18 protein-coding genes are annotated in these 22,177 nt (G+C 72.8%); 10 read left to right on the forward strand and 8 right to left on the reverse strand.

The window, feature by feature from the left end; genetic code table 11:
* Window positions 1-6 precede the first annotated feature (6 nt).
* Genes ABZ576_RS22205 through ABZ576_RS22220 form a run of 4 tightly spaced genes read right to left on the reverse strand, consistent with a single transcriptional unit; the run spans window position 7 to window position 4,409 of the window.
* Window positions 7-786 (reverse strand): CDP-alcohol phosphatidyltransferase family protein, encoded by a 780-nt coding sequence (locus ABZ576_RS22205; protein ID WP_360743310.1) that lies wholly within the window; start codon window positions 784-786, stop codon window positions 7-9.
* Complete coding sequence (locus tag ABZ576_RS22210; protein ID WP_360743313.1) at window positions 764-1,825, reverse strand: iron-containing alcohol dehydrogenase family protein; 1,062 nt, start codon at window positions 1,823-1,825, stop codon at window positions 764-766. Before ABZ576_RS22210 ends, ABZ576_RS22205 begins: the two co-directional genes overlap by 23 nt.
* Window positions 1,813-2,565 (reverse strand): phosphocholine cytidylyltransferase family protein, encoded by a 753-nt coding sequence (locus ABZ576_RS22215; protein ID WP_360743316.1) that lies wholly within the window; start codon window positions 2,563-2,565, stop codon window positions 1,813-1,815. Before ABZ576_RS22215 ends, ABZ576_RS22210 begins: the two co-directional genes overlap by 13 nt.
* Complete coding sequence (locus tag ABZ576_RS22220) at window positions 2,562-4,409, reverse strand: DUF5941 domain-containing protein (RefSeq protein WP_360743319.1); 1,848 nt, start codon at window positions 4,407-4,409, stop codon at window positions 2,562-2,564. The genes ABZ576_RS22215 and ABZ576_RS22220 overlap by 4 nt, the downstream gene beginning before the upstream one ends.
* A gap of 266 nt (window positions 4,410-4,675) precedes the next feature.
* Between ABZ576_RS22220 and galE the strand changes: the two genes are divergently transcribed.
* The 3 genes from galE (at window position 4,676) to idi (ending at window position 7,495) form a co-directional block, all read left to right on the forward strand.
* Window positions 4,676-5,647, forward strand: coding sequence for a UDP-glucose 4-epimerase GalE (gene galE, locus ABZ576_RS22225; protein WP_360743323.1), 972 nt, complete (start codon window positions 4,676-4,678; stop codon window positions 5,645-5,647).
* A 138-nt stretch (window positions 5,648-5,785) separates the two neighbouring features.
* Window positions 5,786-6,727, forward strand: a complete 942-nt coding sequence (locus ABZ576_RS22230) for a cation diffusion facilitator family transporter (RefSeq protein WP_360743327.1) — start codon at window positions 5,786-5,788, stop codon at window positions 6,725-6,727.
* A gap of 174 nt (window positions 6,728-6,901) precedes the next feature.
* Window positions 6,902-7,495 carry an isopentenyl-diphosphate Delta-isomerase gene (idi, locus tag ABZ576_RS22235; RefSeq protein WP_360743330.1) on the forward strand — a complete coding sequence of 198 codons (594 nt, stop codon included), beginning with the start codon at window positions 6,902-6,904 and terminating at the stop codon, window positions 7,493-7,495.
* 15 nt (window positions 7,496-7,510) lie between these two features.
* Here idi and ABZ576_RS22240 read toward each other — a convergent pair whose 3' ends face one another.
* Entirely contained in the window at window positions 7,511-8,005 is a 495-nt protein-coding gene (locus ABZ576_RS22240) for an ATP-binding protein (protein ID WP_360743383.1), read from the reverse strand.
* Window positions 8,006-8,289: 284 nt separating this feature from the next.
* Between ABZ576_RS22240 and ABZ576_RS22245 the strand changes: the two genes are divergently transcribed.
* From ABZ576_RS22245 to ABZ576_RS22260, 4 genes are all read left to right on the forward strand, one after another.
* Window positions 8,290-9,045 carry an enoyl-CoA hydratase/isomerase family protein gene (locus ABZ576_RS22245; protein ID WP_360743333.1) on the forward strand — a complete coding sequence of 252 codons (756 nt, stop codon included), beginning with the start codon at window positions 8,290-8,292 and terminating at the stop codon, window positions 9,043-9,045.
* Window positions 9,046-9,249: 204 nt separating this feature from the next.
* On the forward strand, window positions 9,250-9,381 hold the full coding sequence (locus tag ABZ576_RS22250) for an LPFR motif small protein (RefSeq protein ID WP_360743336.1): 132 nt from the start codon (window positions 9,250-9,252) through the stop codon (window positions 9,379-9,381).
* Window positions 9,382-9,483: 102 nt separating this feature from the next.
* Window positions 9,484-11,931, forward strand: a complete 2,448-nt coding sequence (locus tag ABZ576_RS22255) for a Tex family protein (RefSeq protein ID WP_360743339.1) — start codon at window positions 9,484-9,486, stop codon at window positions 11,929-11,931.
* Between the two features lie 131 nt (window positions 11,932-12,062).
* Window positions 12,063-12,800, forward strand: a complete 738-nt coding sequence (locus tag ABZ576_RS22260) for a dienelactone hydrolase family protein (RefSeq protein WP_360743342.1) — start codon at window positions 12,063-12,065, stop codon at window positions 12,798-12,800.
* 217 nt (window positions 12,801-13,017) lie between these two features.
* Here the strand turns inward: ABZ576_RS22260 and ABZ576_RS22265 are convergent, their stop codons facing one another.
* On the reverse strand, window positions 13,018-14,055 hold the full coding sequence (locus ABZ576_RS22265) for an amidohydrolase family protein (protein WP_360743345.1): 1,038 nt from the start codon (window positions 14,053-14,055) through the stop codon (window positions 13,018-13,020).
* Between the two features lie 133 nt (window positions 14,056-14,188).
* Between ABZ576_RS22265 and ABZ576_RS22270 the strand changes: the two genes are divergently transcribed.
* Window positions 14,189-14,917 (forward strand): TetR/AcrR family transcriptional regulator, encoded by a 729-nt coding sequence (locus tag ABZ576_RS22270; protein ID WP_360743348.1) that lies wholly within the window; start codon window positions 14,189-14,191, stop codon window positions 14,915-14,917.
* Between the two features lie 145 nt (window positions 14,918-15,062).
* Here ABZ576_RS22270 and ABZ576_RS22275 read toward each other — a convergent pair whose 3' ends face one another.
* The gene (locus ABZ576_RS22275) at window positions 15,063-16,700 is read right to left on the reverse strand and encodes an ABC-F family ATP-binding cassette domain-containing protein (protein WP_360743351.1); all 1,638 of its coding nucleotides are present in this window, start codon (window positions 16,698-16,700) and stop codon (window positions 15,063-15,065) included.
* A gap of 248 nt (window positions 16,701-16,948) precedes the next feature.
* Here ABZ576_RS22275 and ABZ576_RS22280 point away from each other — a divergent pair, with 248 nt between their 5' ends.
* Window positions 16,949-17,866 carry an FAD-dependent oxidoreductase gene (locus ABZ576_RS22280; protein WP_360743386.1) on the forward strand — a complete coding sequence of 306 codons (918 nt, stop codon included), beginning with the start codon at window positions 16,949-16,951 and terminating at the stop codon, window positions 17,864-17,866.
* A gap of 359 nt (window positions 17,867-18,225) precedes the next feature.
* On the opposite strand, the gene ABZ576_RS22285 is transcribed toward ABZ576_RS22280, so the two are convergent.
* The gene (locus ABZ576_RS22285; RefSeq protein WP_360743354.1) at window positions 18,226-20,172 is read right to left on the reverse strand and encodes a Xaa-Pro dipeptidyl-peptidase; all 1,947 of its coding nucleotides are present in this window, start codon (window positions 20,170-20,172) and stop codon (window positions 18,226-18,228) included.
* A gap of 177 nt (window positions 20,173-20,349) precedes the next feature.
* Between ABZ576_RS22285 and ABZ576_RS22290 the strand changes: the two genes are divergently transcribed.
* The gene (locus tag ABZ576_RS22290; RefSeq protein WP_360743357.1) at window positions 20,350-21,837 is read left to right on the forward strand and encodes a M1 family metallopeptidase; all 1,488 of its coding nucleotides are present in this window, start codon (window positions 20,350-20,352) and stop codon (window positions 21,835-21,837) included.
* Window positions 21,838-22,177: the final 340 nt, after the last annotated feature.

Raw genomic sequence — 22,177 nt, forward strand, 5'->3', positions numbered from 1 at the left:
GCGCGCTCACTTCAGCCTGCTGGAGGCGAGGATGGACACCAGGTGCAGCAGCGTCTGGAGCAGGGCGATGCCGGCCAGGACGGCCGTGCCGAGGCGGGTGGCGAACAGGTCGCCGCGGGCCTGGTCGACGATGGCGAGGACCACGATGAGCAGCGACGCCTCGATGCCCAGGATCAGCCGGTGGAACTTCAGCGCCGAGGCGGCCCGCCGGGCCAGCGCCATGCCGGAGGAGCGGAGCTCCGAGGCCGCCTCCTGCACCGGCGGCTTGCCGGTCTGGTGCCGGGCGACACCGACCAGGTCGGTCTCGGCCTTGATCAGGATGGCGCCGAGCGCGGCGAGGGTGCCGAGGAAGGCCCACAGCCAGTCGATCCGGCCGCTGCCCCACAGGTCGGCGGCGCGCAGGCCGAGGCCGACGAGGACGGCCGCGTCGGTGAGGTAGGCGCCGACGCGGTCCAGGTAGACCCCGCCGAGCGAGTACTGCTTCTTCCAGCGGGCGATCTCGCCGTCCACGCAGTCCAGCAGCAGGTACAGCTGGGTGGCGACCACGCCGAGGACGGCGCCCGCGATCCCCGGCACCAGCAGGGCCGGGGCCGCGAGCACACCGCAGACGGTCATCAGGTACGTGAGCTGGTTGGGCGTGACCCTGGTGTTCACCAGGTAGCGGTCGACGCGCAGCGACACCTCGCGCATGTAGAGGCGTCCCGCCCAGTGCTCACCGCTGCGCCGGTCCTTCACCCCCGCGGGGTGGACGACCGGACGGAGTTCAGCTACCGATGGCCTTGACATAGTCGGCGTAGATGTCCTTGATCTGGTTCGTCTTGAGGTCGAGGTGTTCGAGGATCGTGTAGCGGCCGGGCCGGGTCTCCGGGGCGAACTCCACCGCGCGGACGAACTCGTCCACCGTGAAGCCGATCTCCTCCGGCAGCACCGGGAGCCCGTGCCTGCGCAGCACCCCGGCCATGTACACCGACTCCTCGTGGGCGCCGCGCAGGTACATCGCGAAGGTGGCGCCGAGGCCGCACTGCTCGCCGTGGGCGGCCGCCCGCCTGGGGAAGAGCAGGTCGAAGGCGTGGTTGATCTCGTGGCAGGCGCCGGAGGACGGGCGGGAGTCGCCCGACACGGACATGGCGATGCCGGTGAGGACCAGCGCCTCGGCCAGCACCTGGAGGAAGCCGTCGTCGCCGACTCCGCCGGGGTGCCGCAGCACCGCCTCGCCGGCCTGGCGGGCCATGGCGGCGGCGAGGCCGTCGATCTTCTCCCCGTTGACCCGGTTGGCCAGCTCCCAGTCCGCGACCGCGGAGATGTTGGAGATGGCGTCGCCGATGCCGGAGCGGACGAAGCGGACGGGTGCCTCGCGGATCACGTTGAGGTCGATGACCACCGCGATCGGGTTCGGTACGCCGTACGAGCCGCGGCCCGCGTCGTTGTCCAGCGTCGCGACCGGCGAGCACAGGCCGTCGTGCGCGAGGTTGGTGGCGACGGCGACCAGCGGCAGACCCACCCGGGCCGCCGCGAACTTGGCGCAGTCGATGATCTTCCCGCCGCCGAGGCCGACGACCGCGTCGTAGTGGCCGGCCTTTATGTCGCTCGCCAGCCGGACCGCGTCGTCGATGGTGCCGCCGCCGACCTCGTACCAGCTGGCGCCGGGCAGGGAGGGGGCGATCCGCTCGCGCAGCCGGGCGCCGGAGCCGCCGCTGACGGCGATGGCCAGCCGGCCCGACTGCGAGATGCGCTCGTCGGCGAGGACGCACGCCAGGTCGTCCAGGGCACCCGGGCGGATGTCCACGACGACCGGCGAGGGGATGAGCCGGGTCAGTACTGGCACGCGATCTCCCGTCCGCGGGCGAGATCGTCGTGGTTGTCGATCTCGACCCACTGGACGTCGCCGATCGGGGCGACGTCGATGCGGAAGCCGCGGTTGACCAGCTCCTGGTAGCCGTGCTCGTAGAACTGCTGCGGGTCGGTCTCCCAGACCGTCTTCAGCGCGTCGGCCAGCTCGGGGGCGGCGTCGCCCTCGATCAGGGTGACGCCGATGTACTCGCCGGTGGCCTCGGCGGGGTCCATGAGCTTGGTGATCTTCGTCATGCCCTTCTCGGGGTCGACGACGACCTTCATCTCCTCGTCCGCCAGGTTCTTCACCGTGTCCAGGGCGAGGATGATCTTCTTGCCCTCGCCGCGGGCGGCGAGCAGCGTCTTCTCGACGGAGACCGGGTGCACGGTGTCGCCGTTGGCGAGGATCACACCGTCCTTGAGGGCGTCACGGCCGCACCACAGGGAGTAGGCGTTGTTCCACTCCTCGGCCTTGTCGTTGTCGATCAGGGTGAGCTTGAGGCCGTACTTCGCCTCCAGCGCCGCCTTGCGCTCGTACACGGCCTCCTTGCGGTAGCCGACGATGACCGCGACCTCGGTCAGACCGATCTCGGCGAAGTTGCCGAGCGTCAGGTCGAGCACCGTGATCGAGTCCTCTATGCCCGCGGGCCCCACCGGCACCAGCGCCTTGGGCAGGCTGTCGGTGTAGGGGCGCAGACGCCGTCCGGCGCCGGCCGCCAGCACGAGGCCGATCATGCGGGTTCTCCTTCATCGTGTACGGCGGGCGCGCCACCCTGGTGGGCGGACACCCAGAAGCGGATGCTCTCGACGAGCACCACCAGGGCGACGGCCACGGCGAGGACCGTGAGCGCGACCTTGAACTGCGAAGCGGTGAGCAGCGCGGCCAGGACGGTGACCAGCAGCGTCCGCCCCTCGTGCCCCCCGATGGCGCGCACCAGCCAGGCCGGGGGCGCTCCGGCGTCACCGCGGATGCGGTACACCGTGTCGTAGTGATGGTAGGCGACGGCGGCCACCAGGCCGAAAGCCGCAGGAAGGGCTCCGTTCACGTCCGCTTTGGCCGCCAGGAACAGGACGGTGCCGTACTCGGCGGCCCTGTACAGCGGGGGGACGAGCCAGTCGAGAGCGCCCTTGAGGGGGCGGGCGGCCGTGCCGGCGAGGGCCGCGAAGGCGACGTGGAAGACGGCGCACAGGACGGTCACCCGGCTGCCGTAGGGGGCGAAGCCGGCCGCGAGGAGGATCGCCGCGGTGCCCGTCGCCGCCGAGACCAGCGGGGCGCGCAGGGGCAGCGCGACGCGGCTCAGCGCCTGCGCGAGCGGGCCGTTGTCCGCGAGGTCCGCCAGGGCCCGGGCCGCGCGGTCGGTCCGCTGCGCCTTGCGGGTCAGGGAGCGCAGCACGCGGCCGGCCGTCGTGTAGGCCGCCGCGAAGGCGCAGCCGGCGAGCAGGACGTAGAAGGTGATCCGCGGGGTCGTTGCCGCCGTGAGGACGGCGATCATCGCCCAGCGCTCGCCGATCGGCAGGACGATCATGCGGCGCACCCAGACCGTCCAGCCGACGCTGTCGAGCTTGTCGGAGAGGGCGGCGGTGGGGCTGGTGTTGGCGGTGGCGCCGGGGTCTCCGGCGTTCGCCTCGTTGAAGGAGAAGTCCACCACGTGCCGGCAGGTCTGGAGGATCATCGCGCCCAGGGCGAGGGCCCACACGTCGTCGCCGCCGCGGGCCGCGCCGAGGGCGAGGCCGGCGTAGTAGGCGTACTCCTTGGCCCGGTCGAAGGTGGCGTCCAGCCAGGCGCCGAGCGTGGAGTACTTCAGGGCGTAGCGGGCGAGCTGGCCGTCGGTGCAGTCCAGGACGAAGGACGCGATGAGCAGCACGCCGGCCGCGACGAAGCCGCCCCGGGTGCCGGTGGCCGCGCAGCCGGCCGCGATCAGCGCCGTGAGCAGCGAGGCCGTGGTGACCTGGTTGGGGGTGAGGCCGCGGCGGGCGCACCAGCGGGCGATGTAGCGCGAGTAGGGGCTGACGAAGAAGGTCGTGAAGAAGCCGTCGCGGGACTTCACGGCCGACTTCAGGCGTACGGCCTCGTCGTCGACGGCCAAGACGGCCTGCCGGGCCTCGTTGCGGGCCTGCGGGTCGGCGGGCACGGCGGCGACCAGGCTGCCCAGCACGGGCCGGTGCACCGCGTCGCCGTCGGCGTCGAGGGCGGCGGCGACATGATCGGCGAGGCTGTCCACGGCGAGCGCGGGGGCGCCGCCCCCGGCCGCGTGGGCCACGGCCGTGGCGCCGCCCCCGGAGGTCTCACGGGCCAGGGCCCGGGTGAGGGCCTGCCGGGCGGCCGGCTGAGCGGTGACGGCGCCCGGGACGGCGGCCAGCGGGAAGCGCGGGTCGGTCAGGGCCAGGCGCAGCGCGTGCACGTGGCCGACGAAGCGGGAGTCGACCAGGGCCACGCGCCGGTCGGCCGGCACGGCGGCGAGCTCGGTCTCCGTCTCGGCGGCGTCGGCGGCCACACGCACGTCGAAGCCGAGGGACCGCAGATCGTTCTCGAGTGACGATCCGGGCACCGGCTGACCGGTGACGATGGCGGTCGACAACCGAACTCACTCCCTGGGTGCCGGCGCGCGGGCGCCGGTCTTCTCTGCGTGGTGGGGCGCCCTGCCTGCGGCACCCGGGCGGCATGTCGGCAGAGGCTATCGGATGGGCCGGAGCCCGTGTTCACCGGCCGTTCACGGCCCGGTCCACGAGGGCTGTCCCGGCCTTTGCCGCGATCATCATCGGGGATCCGGGGCCCGGCCCACAAACCCTGGGTGCAGACCCGGGCAACCGGGACAGCGGGCGGCTCCGCATAGGGTGGACGACCATGACGTGGCTGATCACCGGCGGAGCCGGATACATCGGGGCGCATGTGGCACGGGCCATGGCGGGCGCCGGGGAGAGCGTGGTGGCGCTGGACGACCTGTCGGCCGCCGTGCCCGCGCGGCTCCCGGCGGACGTCCCGCTCGTCCGGGGCTCGACGCTCGACGGGCCGCTGCTGAAGCGGGTCTTCGCGGAGCACGGGGTGACGGGTGTCGTCCACCTCGCCGCGCGCAAGCAGGTCGCCGAATCGGTGGACCGGCCCACCCACTACTACCGGGAGAACGTGGGCGGTCTGGCGACGCTGCTGGACGCGGTCGCGGAGGCGGGCATCGGCCGGCTGCTGTTCTCCTCGTCGGCCGCGGTGTACGGCAACCCGGACGTGGACCTGATCACCGAGGACACGCCCTGCGCCCCGGTGAACCCGTACGGCGAGACCAAGCTGGCCGGTGAGTGGCTGGTGCGGGCGGCCGGGCGGGCGCACGGGATCTCCACGGCTTGTCTGCGTTACTTCAACGTGGCGGGGGCGGCGGCGCCGGAGCTGGCGGACACGGGTGTGTTCAACATCGTGCCGATGGTCTTCGACCGGCTCACCCGCGACGAGGCCCCGCGGATCTTCGGCGACGACTATCCGACGCCGGACGGCACCTGCGTACGGGACTACATCCACGTCGCCGACCTCGCGGAGGCCCACCTCGCGGCGGCGCGGCGGCTGGCCGGCCAGGCGTCCGGGGGCGATCTGACGCTGAACATCGGGCGCGGCGAGGGCGTCTCGGTGCGCGAGCTGATCACGCTCGTCGGGGAGGTCACCGGGGACCGCCGGGAACCCGTGGTGGAGGGCCGCCGCCCGGGGGACGCGCCGCGCGCGGTGGCCTCGGCGGAGCGGGCCGCGGAGCTGCTGGGCTGGCGGGCCCGGCGCGGGGTGCGGGAAATGGTCGAGTCCGCCTGGGCGGGCTGGCGACTGCACCACGGCGGCTGACCGCAGCGTCCCCGTCCCTGACCTGCGGAACGTTTCCGCAGGTCAGGGCAGATGACAACGGTGTTCAGTACCGCGTTGCCCGATACCCCCCGCCCGTAGTTGACTGGCCTTCCGGACGGCACACGGAAGGCGGTAGTCATGGGGGCAGGGCACGACCACGGGCACGCGCACTCCCACGCGCCGGCCACGGGTACGGCCACGGCCGCGTACCGGGGCCGGCTGCGGGTGGCGCTGGGCATCACGCTCACGGTCATGGTGGTGGAGATCGTCGGCGGTCTGGTCGCGGAGTCGCTCGCCCTGATCGCGGACGCGGCCCACATGGCGACCGACGCGGTGGGTCTCGGCATGGCCCTGCTGGCGATCCACTTCGCGAACCGCCCGCCGAGCACCAACCGCACGTTCGGTTACGCCCGCGCCGAGATACTGGCGGCGCTGGCCAACTGCCTGCTGCTGCTCGGCGTCGGCGGCTACGTGCTGTACGAGGCGGTGCAGCGGTTCGTCGAGCCGGTGCCCACCCGGGGCGGCCTGATGGTCGCGTTCGGTCTGGTCGGCCTGGTGGCGAATTCCGTCTCCCTGGCGCTGCTGATGCGCGGCCAGAAGGAGAGCCTGAACGTGCGCGGCGCCTTCCTGGAGGTGGCGGCCGACGCGCTGGGCTCGGTGGCGGTGCTGATCTCGGCCGCGGTGATCCTGACCACCGGCTGGCAGGCGGCGGACCCGGTCGCCTCGCTGGTCATCGGGCTGATGATCGTGCCGCGGACCGTGAAGCTGCTGCGCGAGACGCTGGACGTGCTGCTGGAGGCGGCGCCCAAGGGTGTCGACATGGCCGAGGTCCGCGCGCACATCCTGGAGCTGGACGGCGTCGAGGACGTGCACGACCTGCACGCCTGGACGATCACCTCGGGCATGCCGGTGCTGTCGGCGCACGTGGTGGTCAGCTCCGAGGTGCTGAACGGCATAGGCCACGAGAAGATGCTGCACGAGCTCCAGGGCTGCCTGGGCGACCACTTCGACGTGGAGCACTGCACCTTCCAGCTGGAGCCGAGCGGCCACGCGGAGCACGAAGCGCGGCTGTGCCACTGACCGTACGCACTCCGGTTCGACGTACTCCCGGGCGGTTCCCGGCCGCACTCCCCGGGCACGATCACCACCGGGTCCGGCTCCCGGTGCCGCGCCGCGCGCGGACGCGCGGACGTGCCGGGAGTGCCGGATTCGTACGGCAGACTTGGGGTGCGAAGACCGAGGCGAAGGATGGGTATGCCGATCACACCTGCCACCGCGACGCAGAGCTCGTCGGAGGGCACCGAAGAGGCGATTTTGCTGGAACTGGTCGACGAGAAGGGTGTGACGATCGGTACGGCGGAGAAGCTCGCCGCCCACCAGCCGCCCGGGCAGCTGCACCGGGCGTTCTCCGTGTTCCTCTTCGACGAGCAGGGCCGGCTGCTGCTCCAGCAGCGGGCGCTCGGCAAGTACCACTCCCCCGGTGTGTGGTCCAACACGTGCTGCGGACACCCGTACCCCGGTGAGGCGCCGTTCGCGGCGGCGGCCCGCCGCACCTTCGAGGAGCTGGGCGTGTCGCCGTCGCTGCTCGCGGAGGCCGGCACGGTCAGCTACGACCACCCGGATCCGGTCTCGGGCCTGGTGGAGCGGGAGTACAACCACCTGTTCGTCGGTCTGGTGCAGGCACCGCTCGCGCCGGACCCGGAGGAGGTCGCCTCGACGGTCTTCGTGACGGCGTCCGAGCTGGCCGAGCGGCACGCCCGGGACGAGTTCTCGTCCTGGTTCATGACCGTGCTGGACGCCGCCCGCCCGGCGGTCAAGGAACTGACGGGGCCGTCCGCGGGCTGGTGACCTCTCCCGGTCCGGTCAGGAGAGCGCCGCGGGCTTGAGCGGCAGGGCGGCCCAGATCACCTTGCCGCCGGTCGCGGTGTGCTCCACGTCGACCACTCCGCCCGCCTCCCGGGCCACCTCGCGGACCAGGAGCAGCCCCCGGCCGCCGGTCTGGCCGTGGTCGGCCTCCAGGGCGGTGGGGCGGTAGGGGTGGTTGTCCTCCACGGACACCCGCACCCACTCGGCTCCGACGGCGACCTCGAGGGCCAGCGTGGGCGACAGCAGCGCCGCGTGCCGGACCGCGTTGGTGACCAGCTCGGAGACGATCAGCAGCAGGCCGTGGACCAGGTCGTCGGAGACCGGTACGCCCTGGCGCAGGAGCAGGTCCCGTACCGCGTGCCGGGCCTGCGGGACAGAGGCGTCCACCGCCGCCGCGGTGAAGCGCCAGACGCCTTCGTACGGCAGTGGGTCCGGCGGCCGTCCGCCGCTTACCGCTGGGCGCGGGTCGTCCCCGTGCCCGTGGTTGTCCATCGTCCGGTCGCCACCCTCGCGCTCGATTGTCACCACACGTCGAGTGTTGGTAATGATCCGCTCGGGTCCGGATACCTGAACACAAGTCAGCGTGTATCGAGCGGTTTCTGACCGAATGCGCATGACATGGTCGCCGGTGGGACTGTTCCTGTTGTCCGGGCGCCGGTTCGCGAACTAGTCGGGTTGTACGGGTTCGGCCTCCCCTCGTCCCGCCCGGCAACGGCGTCGGGTACCGCCCCCCTCCGCCCGGGGCGGCGGAAAGGCCCTCCGATACGATCCGCCGCATGGAGCCCCAGCTGTCCCACCAGGTCGCCGACTCCGTGGCCACCGTGGTCATCCGTCATCCCGCCAAGCGCAACGCCATGACGGCGGCCATGTGGCGGGCCCTGCCCGAGCTGCTGCGGACACTGGCGGCCGACCCGGACGTACGGGTGCTGGTGCTGACCGGCGAGGGCGGCACGTTCTGCGCGGGCGCCGACATCTCCACCCTCCAGGGCTCGCCGGAGGAGGCGCAGCGGCTGGCGGTGGCGGCCGAGGAGGCCCTGGCCGCGTTCCCCAAGCCGACCCTCGCCGCGGTGCGCGGGCACTGCGTGGGCGGTGGTGCGCAGCTCGCGGCTGCCTGCGACCTGCGGCTGGCTCAGGAAGGGGCGCTGTTCGGGGTGACGCCGGCCCGGCTCGGCATCGTCTATCCGGCCTCCTCGACCCGCCGGCTGGTGTCCCTGGTCGGCCCAGCCACGGCCAAGTACCTGCTGTTCACCGCCGAGTTGATCGACACCGACCGGGCGCTGCGCACCGGCCTCGTGGACGAGGTGCTGCCCGAGGGAGAGCTGGACGGGCGGGTCGCGGAGCTCACCCGGGTCCTCGTGTCCCGCTCGCAGCTCACCCAGGCCGCCGCCAAGGAGTTCACGTCCGGCCGCACCGACCGGGACGCCCACTGGAGCGCGCAGGCGCGCGGCAGCGGCGACCCCGCGGAGGGGGTCGCCGCGTTCCTGGAGCGCAGGCGGCCGCGCTTCACCTGGAGCGTGACCGCGTCGGACTGAAGGCCCGGCGCCCCACCGCACGACCAGGCGCGCGGGCGTCTTCCCGGCCGGGGGCGCGGGCGTCCTCCGCACAGAGGGGGGCGGCCGCGGTGACGTCTTTCCCCGCCTTTTCGGCCGTGCGGGGTTCCTCGGCGGCGCGCTGAGGTACCCGTCCTCCGTCCGGTCACCGGGACCGGACGGAAAGGACGGAGAGGAGAGGTATTCGTGTTGCGCGCCATCGCAGACGTACTCCGGCAGATCGGCGGTGCCGTGGCCACGGTGGTCACGCTGCCGTTCCGGGCGGTCGCCCGGTTGTTCGGCGGAGCGTCGTCCGCCACCCGCGGCAGCCGGGCCTGACACCGGGCCCGGCGCCCCGCCGGGTGCCGCCCTGATCCCCGGTTGCCGGTGTACCTGCCACAATTGCCGCGCAACCTTGAGTGGAGAAGGCGGTACCGCATCGTGACGACACCCGGGTCCCTCGGAGCAGGGTCCATCGAAGGCAGGATCGCCGAGGAGCTCGGCGTACGGGAGCGGCAGGTGAAGGCCGCGGTGGAGCTGCTCGACGGCGGTTCGACGGTGCCCTTCATCGCCCGCTACCGCAAGGAAGCGACCGAGATGCTCGACGACGCGCAGCTGCGCACGATCGAGGAGCGGCTGCGCTACCTGCGGGAGCTGGAGGACCGGCGGACCGCGATCCTGGAGTCGGTGCGGGAGCAGGGCAAGCTCACCGACGAGCTGGAGGCCCGGATCCGGGGCGCCGAGACGAAGGCGCGCCTGGAGGACGTCTACCTGCCGTACAAGCCCAAACGGCGCACCAAGGCGCAGATCGCGCGCGAGGCGGGCCTGGAGCCGCTGGCGGAGGGGCTGCTGGGCGACCCGACGGTCGAACCGCTGGCCGCGGCCGCCGCGTTCGTGGACGCGGACAAGGGCGTCGCCGATCCGCAGGCCGCGCTGGAGGGCGCGCGGGCGATCCTCACCGAGCGGTTCTCCGAAGACGCCGACCTGATCGGCGAGCTGCGCGAGCGCATGTGGGTGCGCGGGCGGCTGGCCGCGAAGGTGCGGGAGGGCAAGGAGGAGGCGGGCGCGAAGTTCGCCGACTACTTCGACTTCGCCGAGCCGTTCACCGAGTTGCCCTCGCACCGCGTCCTGGCGATGCTGCGCGGCGAGAAGGAGGAGGTTCTCGACCTCGTCCTGGAGCCGGAGGAGCCCACGGACGGGCCTTCCTCGTACGAGGGGATCGTCGCCGCCAGGTTCGGCATCGCCGACCGGGGCCGGCCCGGCGACAAGTGGCTGACGGACACGGTCCGCTGGGCCTGGCGCACCCGGATCCTGGTCCACCTGGGCATCGACCTGCGTCTCAGGCTGCGCACGGCCGCCGAGGACGAGGCGGTGAACGTGTTCGCGGCGAACCTGCGCGACCTGCTGCTGGCCGCCCCGGCGGGCACGCGCGCGACCCTGGGCCTGGACCCGGGTTTCCGTACGGGCGTGAAGGTGGCCGTGGTCGACGCCACCGGCAAGGTGGTGGCCACCGACGTGATCTACCCGCACGTCCCGGCCAACAAGTGGGACGAGGCCCTCGCGAAGCTGGCCCGGCTGGCGGAGGAGCACGCGGTCGAGCTGGTCGCGATCGGCAACGGCACGGCGTCGCGGGAGACCGACAAGCTCGCCGGCGAACTCCTGGCCAGGCACCCGGAGCTGAAGCTCACCAAGGTGATGGTCTCCGAGGCGGGCGCGTCGGTGTACTCGGCCTCGCAGTACGCCTCGCAGGAGCTGCCCGACATGGACGTGTCGCTGCGCGGCGCGGTCTCCATCGCCCGGCGCCTCCAGGACCCGCTGGCCGAGCTGGTGAAGATCGACCCGAAGTCGATCGGCGTCGGCCAGTACCAGCACGACCTGTCCGAGGTGAAGCTGTCCCGCTCGCTGGACGCGGTGGTCGAGGACTGTGTGAACGGCGTCGGGGTGGACGTCAACACGGCGTCCGTCCCGTTGCTCGCACGGGTGTCCGGCATCTCCGCCGGCCTCGCCGAGAACATCGTGACGCACCGGGACGCGAACGGGCCGTTCAGGTCGCGCTCGGAGCTGAAGAAGGTGGCGCGGCTCGGCCCGAAGGCGTACGAGCAGTGCGCGGGCTTCCTGCGCATCCGGGGCGGCGACGACCCGCTGGACGCCTCCAGCGTGCACCCGGAGGCGTACCCGGTGGTCCGCCGGATGGTGAAGACCACGGGTCAGGAGGTGGCGTCCCTGATCGGCAACACGGGCGTGCTGCGCTCGCTGCGCCCGGCCGACTTCGTGGACGACACCTTCGGTCTGCCGACCGTCACGGACATCCTCAAGGAGCTGGAGAAGCCGGGCCGCGACCCGCGGCCCGCCTTCCGGACGGCCACCTTCAAGGAGGGCGTGGAGAAGATCTCCGACCTCTCCGCCGGGATGATCCTGGAGGGCGTCGTCACCAACGTGGCCGCGTTCGGCGCGTTCGTGGACATCGGCGTCCACCAGGACGGTCTGGTGCACGTGTCGGCGATGTCCAAGTCGTTCGTGAAGGACCCGCGCGATGTGGCGAAGCCCGGTGACATCGTCAGGGTGAAGGTCCTGGACGTGGACATCCCGCGCAAGCGGATCGCGCTCACGCTGCGTCTGGACGACGAGGCGGCCCCGCAGGGCCAGGGCGGCGGCCGCCAGCAGCGCGGCGGCGCCCGGCCGCCCCAGCAACGGCAGGGAGGCGGCCGGCGGCAGGACGACGGCCGGCGGCAGGACGACGGCAGGCGGCAGGACGGCGGCCGGCGGCAGGGCCGCGGCGGTGAGCGCGGCGGCGGTGACCGCGGCGGACGGCAGGCCCCGGCGCCGGCCAACAGCGCGATGGCGGACGCGCTGCGCCGCGCGGGCCTGCTGGACCCGAAGAAGCGCTGACGAGCGGGGCCGGGCCGGGAGACCCCCGGCCCGGCCCGCTGCTCGTGCGGCCCAGTTGGTGGTGATGTTGCGCGTCTGCCAGCGGCAGAACACCGGCCGGACCGGGCGCGACGATCACTACAGTCCCTCTCATGACGGTGATCACGACGCGTACGGTCGAGTATCCGGCGGACGGTTTGACGATGATCGGGCACCTCGCGCTCCCGGCCGGTGCCGACCGCCGGCCCGCGGTGCTGCTCGGACCAGAGGGCATGGGGCTCAGCGACGTCGAGCGTCGCCGGGCCGATGCTCTCGCCGAACTGGGATATGTAGCGCTGGCCTTCGACCTTCACGGCGGGCGCTATCTGGGCGACCCCGAGGAGATGCTGGCCCGTTGCCTGCCACTGCTCGCCGATCCCGACCGGATGCGGGGCATCGGCCACGCGGCGCTCGACGTGTTGCGCACCGAACCGCGGACCGACCCCGACCGGATCGCCGCCATCGGCTACGGCACCGGGGGCGCCGTCGGGCTGGAACTCGGGCGCGACGGCGTCGACCTGCGCGCGATCGGGACGGTCAACGCACTGACCACGGGCCGACCGGGAGAGGCGGCGCGCATTCGCTGCCCGGTGTGGGCCGGGGTCGGGTCGGAAGACCCGATCATGCCGCCCGCGCAACGGAACGCGTTCACCGCCGAGATGCAGGCCGCGGGCGTCGACTGGCGCCTGGTGGTCTACGGCGGCGCCTTGCACGCCTTCCACCACCCGCCGGTCGACCACCCCGTGGTCCCCGGCGTCGGCTACCACCCACAGCACGCGCAGCGAGCCTGGCGCGATGTCGTCGACCTGCTCGCCGAGTGCCTGCCCGTGACGGAGGACCTGGGGGCATGACCCAGGTGAGCATGCCGGCGCCGGGCCTGGTCGGCGTCGGGCACGGACAGTCCCCTCCCCGGGGCCCTGCCCCGGAGCGCGGCAATCCGTCAGGCGGGGAGGACCGCGTTCGCCGCGAATCCGGCCTGCGCCGAGGTCCGCCTCGGTGGGGCCGTGAGGCCGGCGAGGGCGGCCAGAGTGCGCGGTGGTGCTCCGGCCGGCCACCGCGGGTGACGCTTCAGACCGTCAGGCGCTTGGCGCGGGCGGTGAGGCGTTCCCAGTTGCGGTGGCCGATGTCGGCCTTCTGCTCGTCGGTGAAGGGCGAGTTCTCCAGGAAGGAGCGGGCTTCACCGTTGCTGGTGTCGACGTAGGGGAAGCCGCCGGGGCGGAAGCCGTAGGTGAAGGGGTAGTCGGTGGAGTACAGCATCCGGTCGGTTCCCATCACTTCGGCGGTCCAGCGCAGGTAACGGGGGCTGTTGGTGCCACTGCCGGCAACCCAGAAGTTCTGCTTGAAGTAGTCCGCCAGGGGCTGCCGCAGACCGCCTGCCTCACCGAAGAAGCCGGTGTGGTCGAGGTAGAACATCACGACCTCGCCCCAGTGTCCGGCGATCACCTGCAGGTCGGGGAACCGGTCGAAGACCCCCGAGAAGATCATGCGCAGGTACTGGACGCCGAGGTCGAAGTACCAGCCGAGCCCGGCGCCGGCCAGCACGGGGCCCATCGGCTCGGGGAGGTTGGAGTAGTAGGCGTCGATGACGGGCTGGACCGGTGTCTGCGGATGGAAGTGCAGCGGCACGGCCAGGCGCTCGGCCATCGCGTACAGCTCGTCGTTGTCCGGGTGGTCGGCCAGCTTGTCCCCGGTACGCCCGTACAGCATGGCCCCGGGAAAGCCCAGCTCGACCACCGCGCGCCGCAGCTCGGCCGCGGCCGCGGCCGGCGACTGGGTGGGAATAGCGGCGAACGCCTGGAAGCGGGCGGGCCGGGAAGCGACGATCTCGGCAAGCTGGTCATTGGCGTCGCGCGCCACCGTCACGGCGTCGGCCTCGGGCAGGTCCTGCACGCCCGGGGACGACAGGGACAGCACGGCGACGTCGATGCCCTGGTCGTCCATGTGGGCCAGCCGCTGCGCGCCGACCTCACGCAGGTTCTTCGCTATCGGGCCGTCCCCGAAGCCGCGCGAGAAGATCTGCGGCGATCCGGCCCGCTGGTACGCCTCGTGGACGGCCGGTACGACGACGGTCTCTTCCACCCCGATGATCCGTAAGCGGTCGGACATGGCGTTTCTCCTCGTTCTCCCCGTACTGATGTTCCAGTGACACTCACGAGACGGCACCACCGATGCTATCAACGCTATCGGGAAGTCGATAACAGTGATACCAACCTTGTCCCGATGGCGCTATCGTTGATCCATGCCTGATGAACCGACCCTCACTCGGCGCGCCGCCGAGCCCGGCACCGACGCGCGGGAGCAGACGCGCCGCCGGATCATCGAGGCCGCGACCATCCTGCTGGAGAGCGGGGGTCGCGACGCGGTCACCACCCGGGCCGTCGCCGACGCCGCCGGACTACAGCCGCCGGCTCTCTACCGGCTGTTCGGCGACAAGAAGGGGCTGCTGGACGCGGTGGCCGAGCACGGCTTCACCCGGTTCCTGGCAGCCAAGCAGCAGATCGAACCCACACCGCAGGATCCGGTCAAGGAACTGCGCGACGGCTGGGACACCGTGGTCGAGTTCGGACTGACCAACCCCGCGCTGTACGCACTGATGTACGGCGAACCCGCCCGGTCCACGACCCTGTTCCGGATCGGCCTCGAACACCTCATGAACCGCATTCGCCGCATCGCCGGCGCGGGGCTCCTGCGCGTGGAAGAGGGACTCGCGGCCCAGATCGTCCACGCCACCGCCGGCGGCGCCGTCCTGACCTGGCTGTCCATCCCCGAACCTGAGCGAGACCCCGAGCTCCTTGTCGCCCTGCGCGAATCAATGATCACCACCATCACCACCCGGGAACCGGCTGTGGAGGAACCAGGGCCGGGCGGTGCCGCCCGTGCCCTGCACGCAGCACTGCCCGGCCAGAAGGCCCTCAGCCAGGCAGAACAGCAACTTCTGGCGGAATGGCTCCGGCGGCTGTCCGCATGACCGGCCCCGAGGCCGCGCTGGCCGTCGGCGTCGCCAGGGCCTCGATGCGCAACCCCGCACCGACCGGTGCGCAGGCTCCGTCACGCTCGGCAACGGCTGCCGCCAGGGAATTGGCCCCGGTCACACGAGGTCGGAGAACGGCTTCTCAGCCCGACAGCCGGCCGGCCGCCACCTCCAGGCGCCGGGTCACCCGGACCGCGTCCAGCATCCGCCGGTCGTGGGTGACCAGCAGCAGGGTGCCCTCGTAGGCGTCGAGGGCCGACTCCAGCTGCTCGATGGCCGGCAGGTCCAGGTGGTTGGTCGGCTCGTCCAGGACGAGGAGGTTGACGCCCCGGCCCTGGAGCAGGGCGAGCGCGGCACGGGTGCGTTCGCCCGGGGAGAGGGTCGCGGCCGGGCGCAGCACGTGCTCGGACTTCAGGCCGAACTTGGCCAGCAGGGTGCGGACGTCCACCGGTTCGGTGTCGGGGACGGCCGCGCAGAAGGCGTCGAGCAGGGTCTGCGGGCCGTGGAACAGCCCGCGGGCCTGGTCGACCTCGCCGACCAGGACACCGGAACCGAGCGCCGCGTGGCCGGAGTCGAGCGGCACCCGGCCGAGCAGCACGCCGAGCAGGGTGGACTTCCCCGCGCCGTTGGCCCCCGTCACCGCGATCCGGTCCGCCCAGTCGATCTGCAAGGACACCGGGCCGAAGGAGAAGTCGCCGCGCCGGACCTCGGCGTCCCGCAGCGTCGCCACGACCGCGCCCGAACGCGGGGCGGACGCGATCTCCATCCGCAGGTCCCACTCCTTGCGCGGCTCCTCGACCACCTCCAGGCGCTCGATCATGCGCTGGGTCTGCCGGGCCTTGGCGGCCTGCTTCTCACTGGCTTCGCTGCGGAACTTGCGGCCGATCTTGTCGTTGTCGGCGCCCGCCTTGCGCCGGGCGTTCTTCACGCCCTTGTCCATCCAGGCCCGCTGCGTCCGCCCGCGTTCCTCGAGGGCGTTCCGCTTCCCCTCGTACTCCTCGTAGTCCTCGCGGGCGTGCCGGCGGGCCACCTCCCGCTCCTCCAGGTAGGCCGCGTAGCCGCCGCCGAAGAGGTTGATCTGCCGCTGGGCGAGGTCGAGTTCCAGGACCTGGGTGACCGTCCGGGTGAGGAACTCGCGGTCGTGGCTGACGACGACCGTGCCCGCGCGCAGTCCGGTCACGAACCGCTCCAGCCGCTCCAGGCCGTCGAGATCGAGGTCGTTGGTGGGCTCGTCCAGCAGGAAGACGTCGTAGCGGGACAGGAGCAGGGAGGCGAGGCCGGCGCGGGCCGCCTGGCCGCCGGAGAGGGCGGTCATCGGCTGGTCCAGGCCGACGGTCAGGCCGAGGGAGCCGGCCACCTCCTCGGCGCGCTCCTCCAGGTCGGCGCCGCCGAGACCGAGCCAGCGTTCCAGGGCGTTCGCGTAGGCGTCGTCGGCGCCGGGCGCGCCGTCGACCAGCGCCTGGGTGGCCTCGTCCATGACCCGCTGGGCCCGCGCCACACCGGTACGGCGGGCCAGGAACTCCCGGACGCTCTCCCCCGGCCGGCGCTCCGGCTCCTGCGGCAGGTGGCCGACGGTCGCGGCCGGCGGGGAGAGGCGGAGTTCGCCCTGCTCGGGAGCGGTCAGCCCGGCGAGCATCCGCAGCAGGGTCGACTTGCCCGCGCCGTTGGCGCCGACCAGCCCGATCACATCGCCCGGCGCGACGACCAGGTCGAGCCCGGCGAACAGGGAGCGGTCGCCGTGCCCGGCGGCGAGGTTCTTGGCAACGAGAGTGGCAGTCATCAGGACGCCGATCCTAGTGTCGTACCCCGCACCGCTCGGCCACGTCCCGCCGCCGCCCCCGCGGCCGCGCGCACCGCCACCCCGCGGCCGTACCCGCCGCCGCCCCCGCGACCTGACGCGCGCTTCCCGCGACCCGACGCGTTGCCTCGCGCGGCCGCGGGAGGCAACGCGCAGCCTCCCGCGGCCTGACGCGACCGGCCGCGCAGGGCCTATCGTCCTTCCGCGTGGACACTGTGCCGAGTGACGAAGTGATCGTGGTCGGGGGCGGGATCGCCGGGCTGACGACGGCCGTGCTGCTGGCCGAGTCCGGGCGGCGGGTGCGGGTGTGGACCCGGGAGCCGGCCGAGCGGACGACCTCGGCGGTCGCCGGCGGGCTGTGGTGGCCGTACCGCATCGAACCGGAACCGCTGGCCGGCGCGTGGGCGCTGGAATCCTTCGCGGTGTACGAGGAACTGGCACAGCGGCCGGAGGAGACGGGCGTACGCCTGGTGGAGGGCGTCCACCACGGGACGCGGCTGGACGAGCTGGGCGCGTGGGCGGGCCGGGTGCCGGGGCTGCGGGCGGTGGCCGGGGGGCTGGCGGCGCGGCTGCCGGTGATCGACATGCCGGTGCACCTGGGCTGGCTGCGGGAGCGGCTGGTGAAGGCGGCGGGCGCGGTGGAGACCCGCGAGGTGACCGACCTGGCCGCCGTACCGGCCGCCGTGGTGGTCAACTGCACCGGTCTGGGGGCCCGCTCCCTGGTGCCGGACCCGGCGGTGCGTCCCGTGCGGGGTCAGCTGGTCGTGGTGGAGAACCCGGGTGTCACCAGCTGGTTCACCGCGGTCGACCACTCCTCGGCCGCCTCCACCTACTTCATCCCGCAGCCGGGCCGGCTGCTCCTGGGCGGCACGGCCGAGGAGGACGACTGGTCCCTGGAACCCGACCCGGCGACCGCCGCGGCGATCATCGCCCGGTGCGCCGCCGTCCGTCCGGAGATCGCCGGGGCCCGTCCGCTCGCCCACCGCGTGGGCCTGCGGCCGGCCCGCGAAGCGGTACGACTGGAACGACGGCCCCTGCCCGACGGACGGGCACTGGTCCACAACTACGGCCACGGCGGGGCAGGCGTCACAGTCGCCTGGGGCTGCGCCCGCGAGGCAGCGAGGCTGGTGTCGGCGGCCGACGGATAGGCCGGAACGGGCATCCGGCGGCAACGGGGCGTCCCGGATGGCGGGGCGGCTGAAACGGCCGGCGGTGCTCCCGGGCGACCTGAGCCATCCCACGGATCGCAGCCAACACCCGAGGGGCGCGGGGAACCGCGCGACCGGCGCGGGGCAGCCCGCGGCCGGACACCGGGACCAGCCCCACGCCCACGCCGGCACACCCCAGCCGTCACACAGACCGCGCCCCGATACCCCAGGGGCGCGGGGAACCGCGCGACCGGCCCGCAACGGCCCGCGGCCGGAGACCCGCGCGGCCGGCCCTCGGCACCCGCGCCGCAGGGCGCCCGCGGGTGTTCCGCGGAACCCGCGCCGCGGGCGCACGGGGGTCAGTCGGCCGGGACGTGCCGGACGGCGCGCGGTGCCCGGAGGCCGTCCAGAACCGTCGGCTCGGGGGCCGCGGCGCTGCCCGAGGTGGCCCGGCCGAACGCGGCCGCACCGCCCACCAGCGGCACCTTCGCCGTCGTACGGGAGAGGTCCACCGTCAGCGTCGGCGTGGTGGACGGAGGATCGATCAGGTCCTTGTCCGTGCCGGCGATGATCAGTGCCAGCCGGTGCCCCGCGGGAACCACGTGGTCGGTGGCCGCGAGGTCGAGGGTGATCGTGTACGCCCGGCCCGGGACGAGCGGCACGCCGTCGGCCGGCCAGGCGTGGTGGCCCAGGTCGGCCCAGCCGCGGCTGACCACGGTGTAGTCGACGGCGGCCGTCTTGGCCTCGGTCTTCTTGAAGCAGGCGCTGTCCCCGGCCGTGCTCTCGCCCCAGCAGGTGCGGTCGGTGAGGGTGGCGATGCCCTCGGCCCGGTCGGCGTAGTCGCGGATGGTGTCCGGACCGATGTCGACCAGGACGGCGGACAGGTGGGCGGACGTCGTGGTCGGGGTCGCGGTGACCGTGACCCTGGAGGAGCCGGAGAGCCGCACGGCGTGGCTGAGCGGCACGGTGAGGAAGCCGGCCTTCTCCGGGGTGGACGTGGTGACGTGCGCGGCCCAGTCGGTCTCGCTCAGCCGGGGGTCGTCGGTGAAGGTTTCGGTGCCGGCGGCCGGGCGCAGGCCGAGCGTGCCGACGCCGGCCCGGTCGCCGGCGGCCGGACGCAGGACGGCGGCGCGGGTGCCGTGCGGGGGCCAGGCGGCGGAGGTGACCCACTGGTCGGGGTGGCGTTCGATGTCGGCCATCGGCTCGCGGTCGACGCCGTTGTCGTAGCCGAGGAGTTCGTGGTCGAACCAGCGGTGCAGGGTGTCGACCCAGGCTCCGCGCCGGAAGTCGAAGGGGTCGACGTGGCCGGTCTGGGACAGCCAGATCTTGCGTTCGACGCCGTTCCGGGCGAGGGCGTCCCACCACTGGCCGACGTGCCGGGTGCGGACGTTGAGGTCCTGCATGCCGTGCACGAGGAACACGCTGGCGCGCACCTCGTCCGCGTCCTGGACGTAGTCGCGCTCGGTCCACAGCGGGGTCCAGTCGCCGCTGGGCGGGCTCCCGTCGGCGAGCTTCTCGCGTACGGCCGCGCAGTGGGCCTGCGCCCCGGTGCTCTCGACGTAGCCGGCCAGTTCGTCGGGGCCGCCGTCGTAGAGCGGGGCGCCTTCGGCGAAGTAGTAGTCGTACCAGGAGGAGATGGCGCTGATCGGGACGATGGTCTTCAGGCCCTTGACGCCCGTGGCGGCGACGCCGTTGGCGATGGTGCCGTCCCAGCTCTTGCCGATCATGCCGGTGCGGCCGTTGGTCCAGCCGGCCTTCACCGGGGTGCCGCCGGTGCGGCCGGTGTAGGCCCGGGCGCGGCCGTTCAGCCAGTCGACGACGGCCTTCGCGGACTGGATCTCGAAGCGGCCGCCGACGTCGACGCAGCCGTCGGAGCGGTTGGTGCCGGAGAGGTCGACGCCGACGAAGGCGTAGCCGCGGGGCACGAAGTAGTTGTCGTAGAAGAGCGGCATCTGGACCACCCGGCCGTGCGCGTCGTACGTCTTGCGCTGGCTCTCGTTGCCGCGTCCGCAGCAGGAGTAGTACGGGCTGGCGTCCATGATGACCGGCACCTTGCGGCCCTGCCGGGCCGGTTCGGCGGGGCGGACGATGTCGGCGGCGACGCGGTCGCCGCGTCCGTCGCCGTCCGCGTCCAGGCCCGTGTCCACCCACACGGATTCGCGGATGGCGTGGGCGTAGGAGTAGACGGATTCGCTCTCGCGGGGCGCTGCCTGGGCGGCGGCCGGGGTGAGGAAGGCGGCCGTCAAGGTGGCGACGGCCGCGGTCACGAGCGTTCTCCAGGTCGTGAAGCGCGTGCGTTTCGGCATGCGCGGACGGTACTCCGCACAACTGCCGTACGACAGAAGGCCGCACGGGGCTCGTGTCGGCTGAATGGCGATCGTGTGACAGCAGGTGCCATGGACAGGTCAGGGGCGCCAGGGACTGAATAGGCTCCGAACACACCATCCCGAACGGACTGACAGTCCCGACGACTTGGAGCTGACGTGCACCGCAGAATCATCGCGCCGGGCGCACTGGCGGCGGCCTCCGTCCTGCTGGCGATCCCGGCATCGGCCGCAAGCCACTCCCCCGGCGCGCCGGGCATCGGCGATCCCTACTACCCGTACTACGGCAATGGCGGCTACGACGTCTCGCACTACGACCTGAGACTCCAGTACCAGCCGAAGACGGACCAGCTGCAGGGCACGGCGACGATCCTGGCCAAGACCACCCAGGACCTGTCCAGCTTCGATCTGGACTTCCTGCTGGACGTCAGCGAGGTGCGGGTCAACGGCGCCAAGGCGTCCTTCGCCACGTCCGGCCAGCACGAACTGGTCGTCACCCCGAAGACACCGCTGGCGAAGAACACGTCGATCACGGTCGTGGTCCGCTACAGCGGGGTGCCGTCGTCGAAGAGCGCGTACGGCTTCACCTCCTGGCACCGCACCCCCGACGGCGGTGTGGCGGCCAACGAGCCCGAGGCCGCCTGGTGGTGGTTCCCGAGCAACGACCACCCGACCGACAAGGCCACCTACGACGTCTCGGTGTCCGTGCCGGACGGCACCCAGGCCATCTCCAACGGCACCTTGCAGTCGACCACGTCGAAGCTGGGCTGGACCCGCTACAACTGGCGTGAGAACAAGCCGCAGGCCACTTATCTGGCCACATTGGCGCTCGGCAGGTTCGACGTCACCACCGGCACCTCCGAGGGCGGGGTGCCCGTCATCAACGCCTACAGCAAGGACCTCGGTGACACCGAGGCGGCGGCGCGGGCCAGCGTGGAGCGCAGCGGGGAGATCGTGGACTGGCTGAGCGGCTACTTCGGGCCGTATCCGTTCAGCTCGGTGGGCGGCTACGTGCCGAACACCACCACCGGGTACGCCCTGGAGACGCAGACCCGCGTCTACTACAGCCCGAGGCAGTTCGCGAGCGGCTCCAACACCTCCGTGGTCGTGCACGAGCTGGCCCACCAGTGGTACGGCGACTTCGTGTCGCTGAAGGGCTGGAAGGACATCTGGATCAACGAGGGGTTCGCCCGGTACGCCCAGTGGCTCTGGTCGGAGCACGAGGGCGAGGGCACCACGCAGCAGCTCGCCGACTACGTGTACGCCTCGCATCCGGCCGACGACGCGTTCTGGACGGTCCGGCCGGGCGACCCGGGCCCGGACGGACAGTTCGACATCGCCGTGTACGACCGGGGCGCCCTCGCCGTCCAGGCGCTGCGCAACGAGGTCGGGGACGACGCGTTCTTCGCGATCCTGAAGGGCTGGCCGAAGGCGCACGCCTACGGCAACGCCTCGGTGGCCGACTTCCAGAAGTACGCCGAGCAGGTGTCCGGCAAGCCGCTGGCCGCGCTGTTCGACAGCTGGCTGTTCCAGCCGTCGAAGCCGGCCGCTTCCGCCGCCCGCGCCCTGGTGAGGACGGGCACGGCGGTGGCACAGCCGAAGTCGTGGAAGAAGATCGAGGCGACGAACCACGTGCACGGTCACTGACACGCCGGGGCCGGCCGGGCCGCACACGCGGGCTCGGCCGGCCCCCGGATCGACGGCGCTCGACGGGGTGCGGCGGATCCGGCACGGCTCGGCGGGGTGCGGCAGGATGCCGGCCGGGCTCCACGGCGCCCCGCGATTCCGCCGGGGCTTCCCCTCCGCTCTGGTGGGGAAGCCCCGGCGGCCCGCCTGCCCTCCGGCCGTTCGTCCGTCCGCCGCGCACACGGCCTAGGCCGTGTCTTTCGGAGCACCCCGGGGCCGCGGGGCTTGGCACGCACATCTGCCGCGTTGTCGTCGGTCGCCGACGCGCCGCGTCGACTCCCTCCTCCGCCTTGCAGCTGCA

Origin of the sequence: Streptomyces sp. NPDC013455, assembly GCF_040632975.1 — a bacterium.
Lineage (GTDB): Bacteria > Actinomycetota > Actinomycetes > Streptomycetales > Streptomycetaceae > Streptomyces.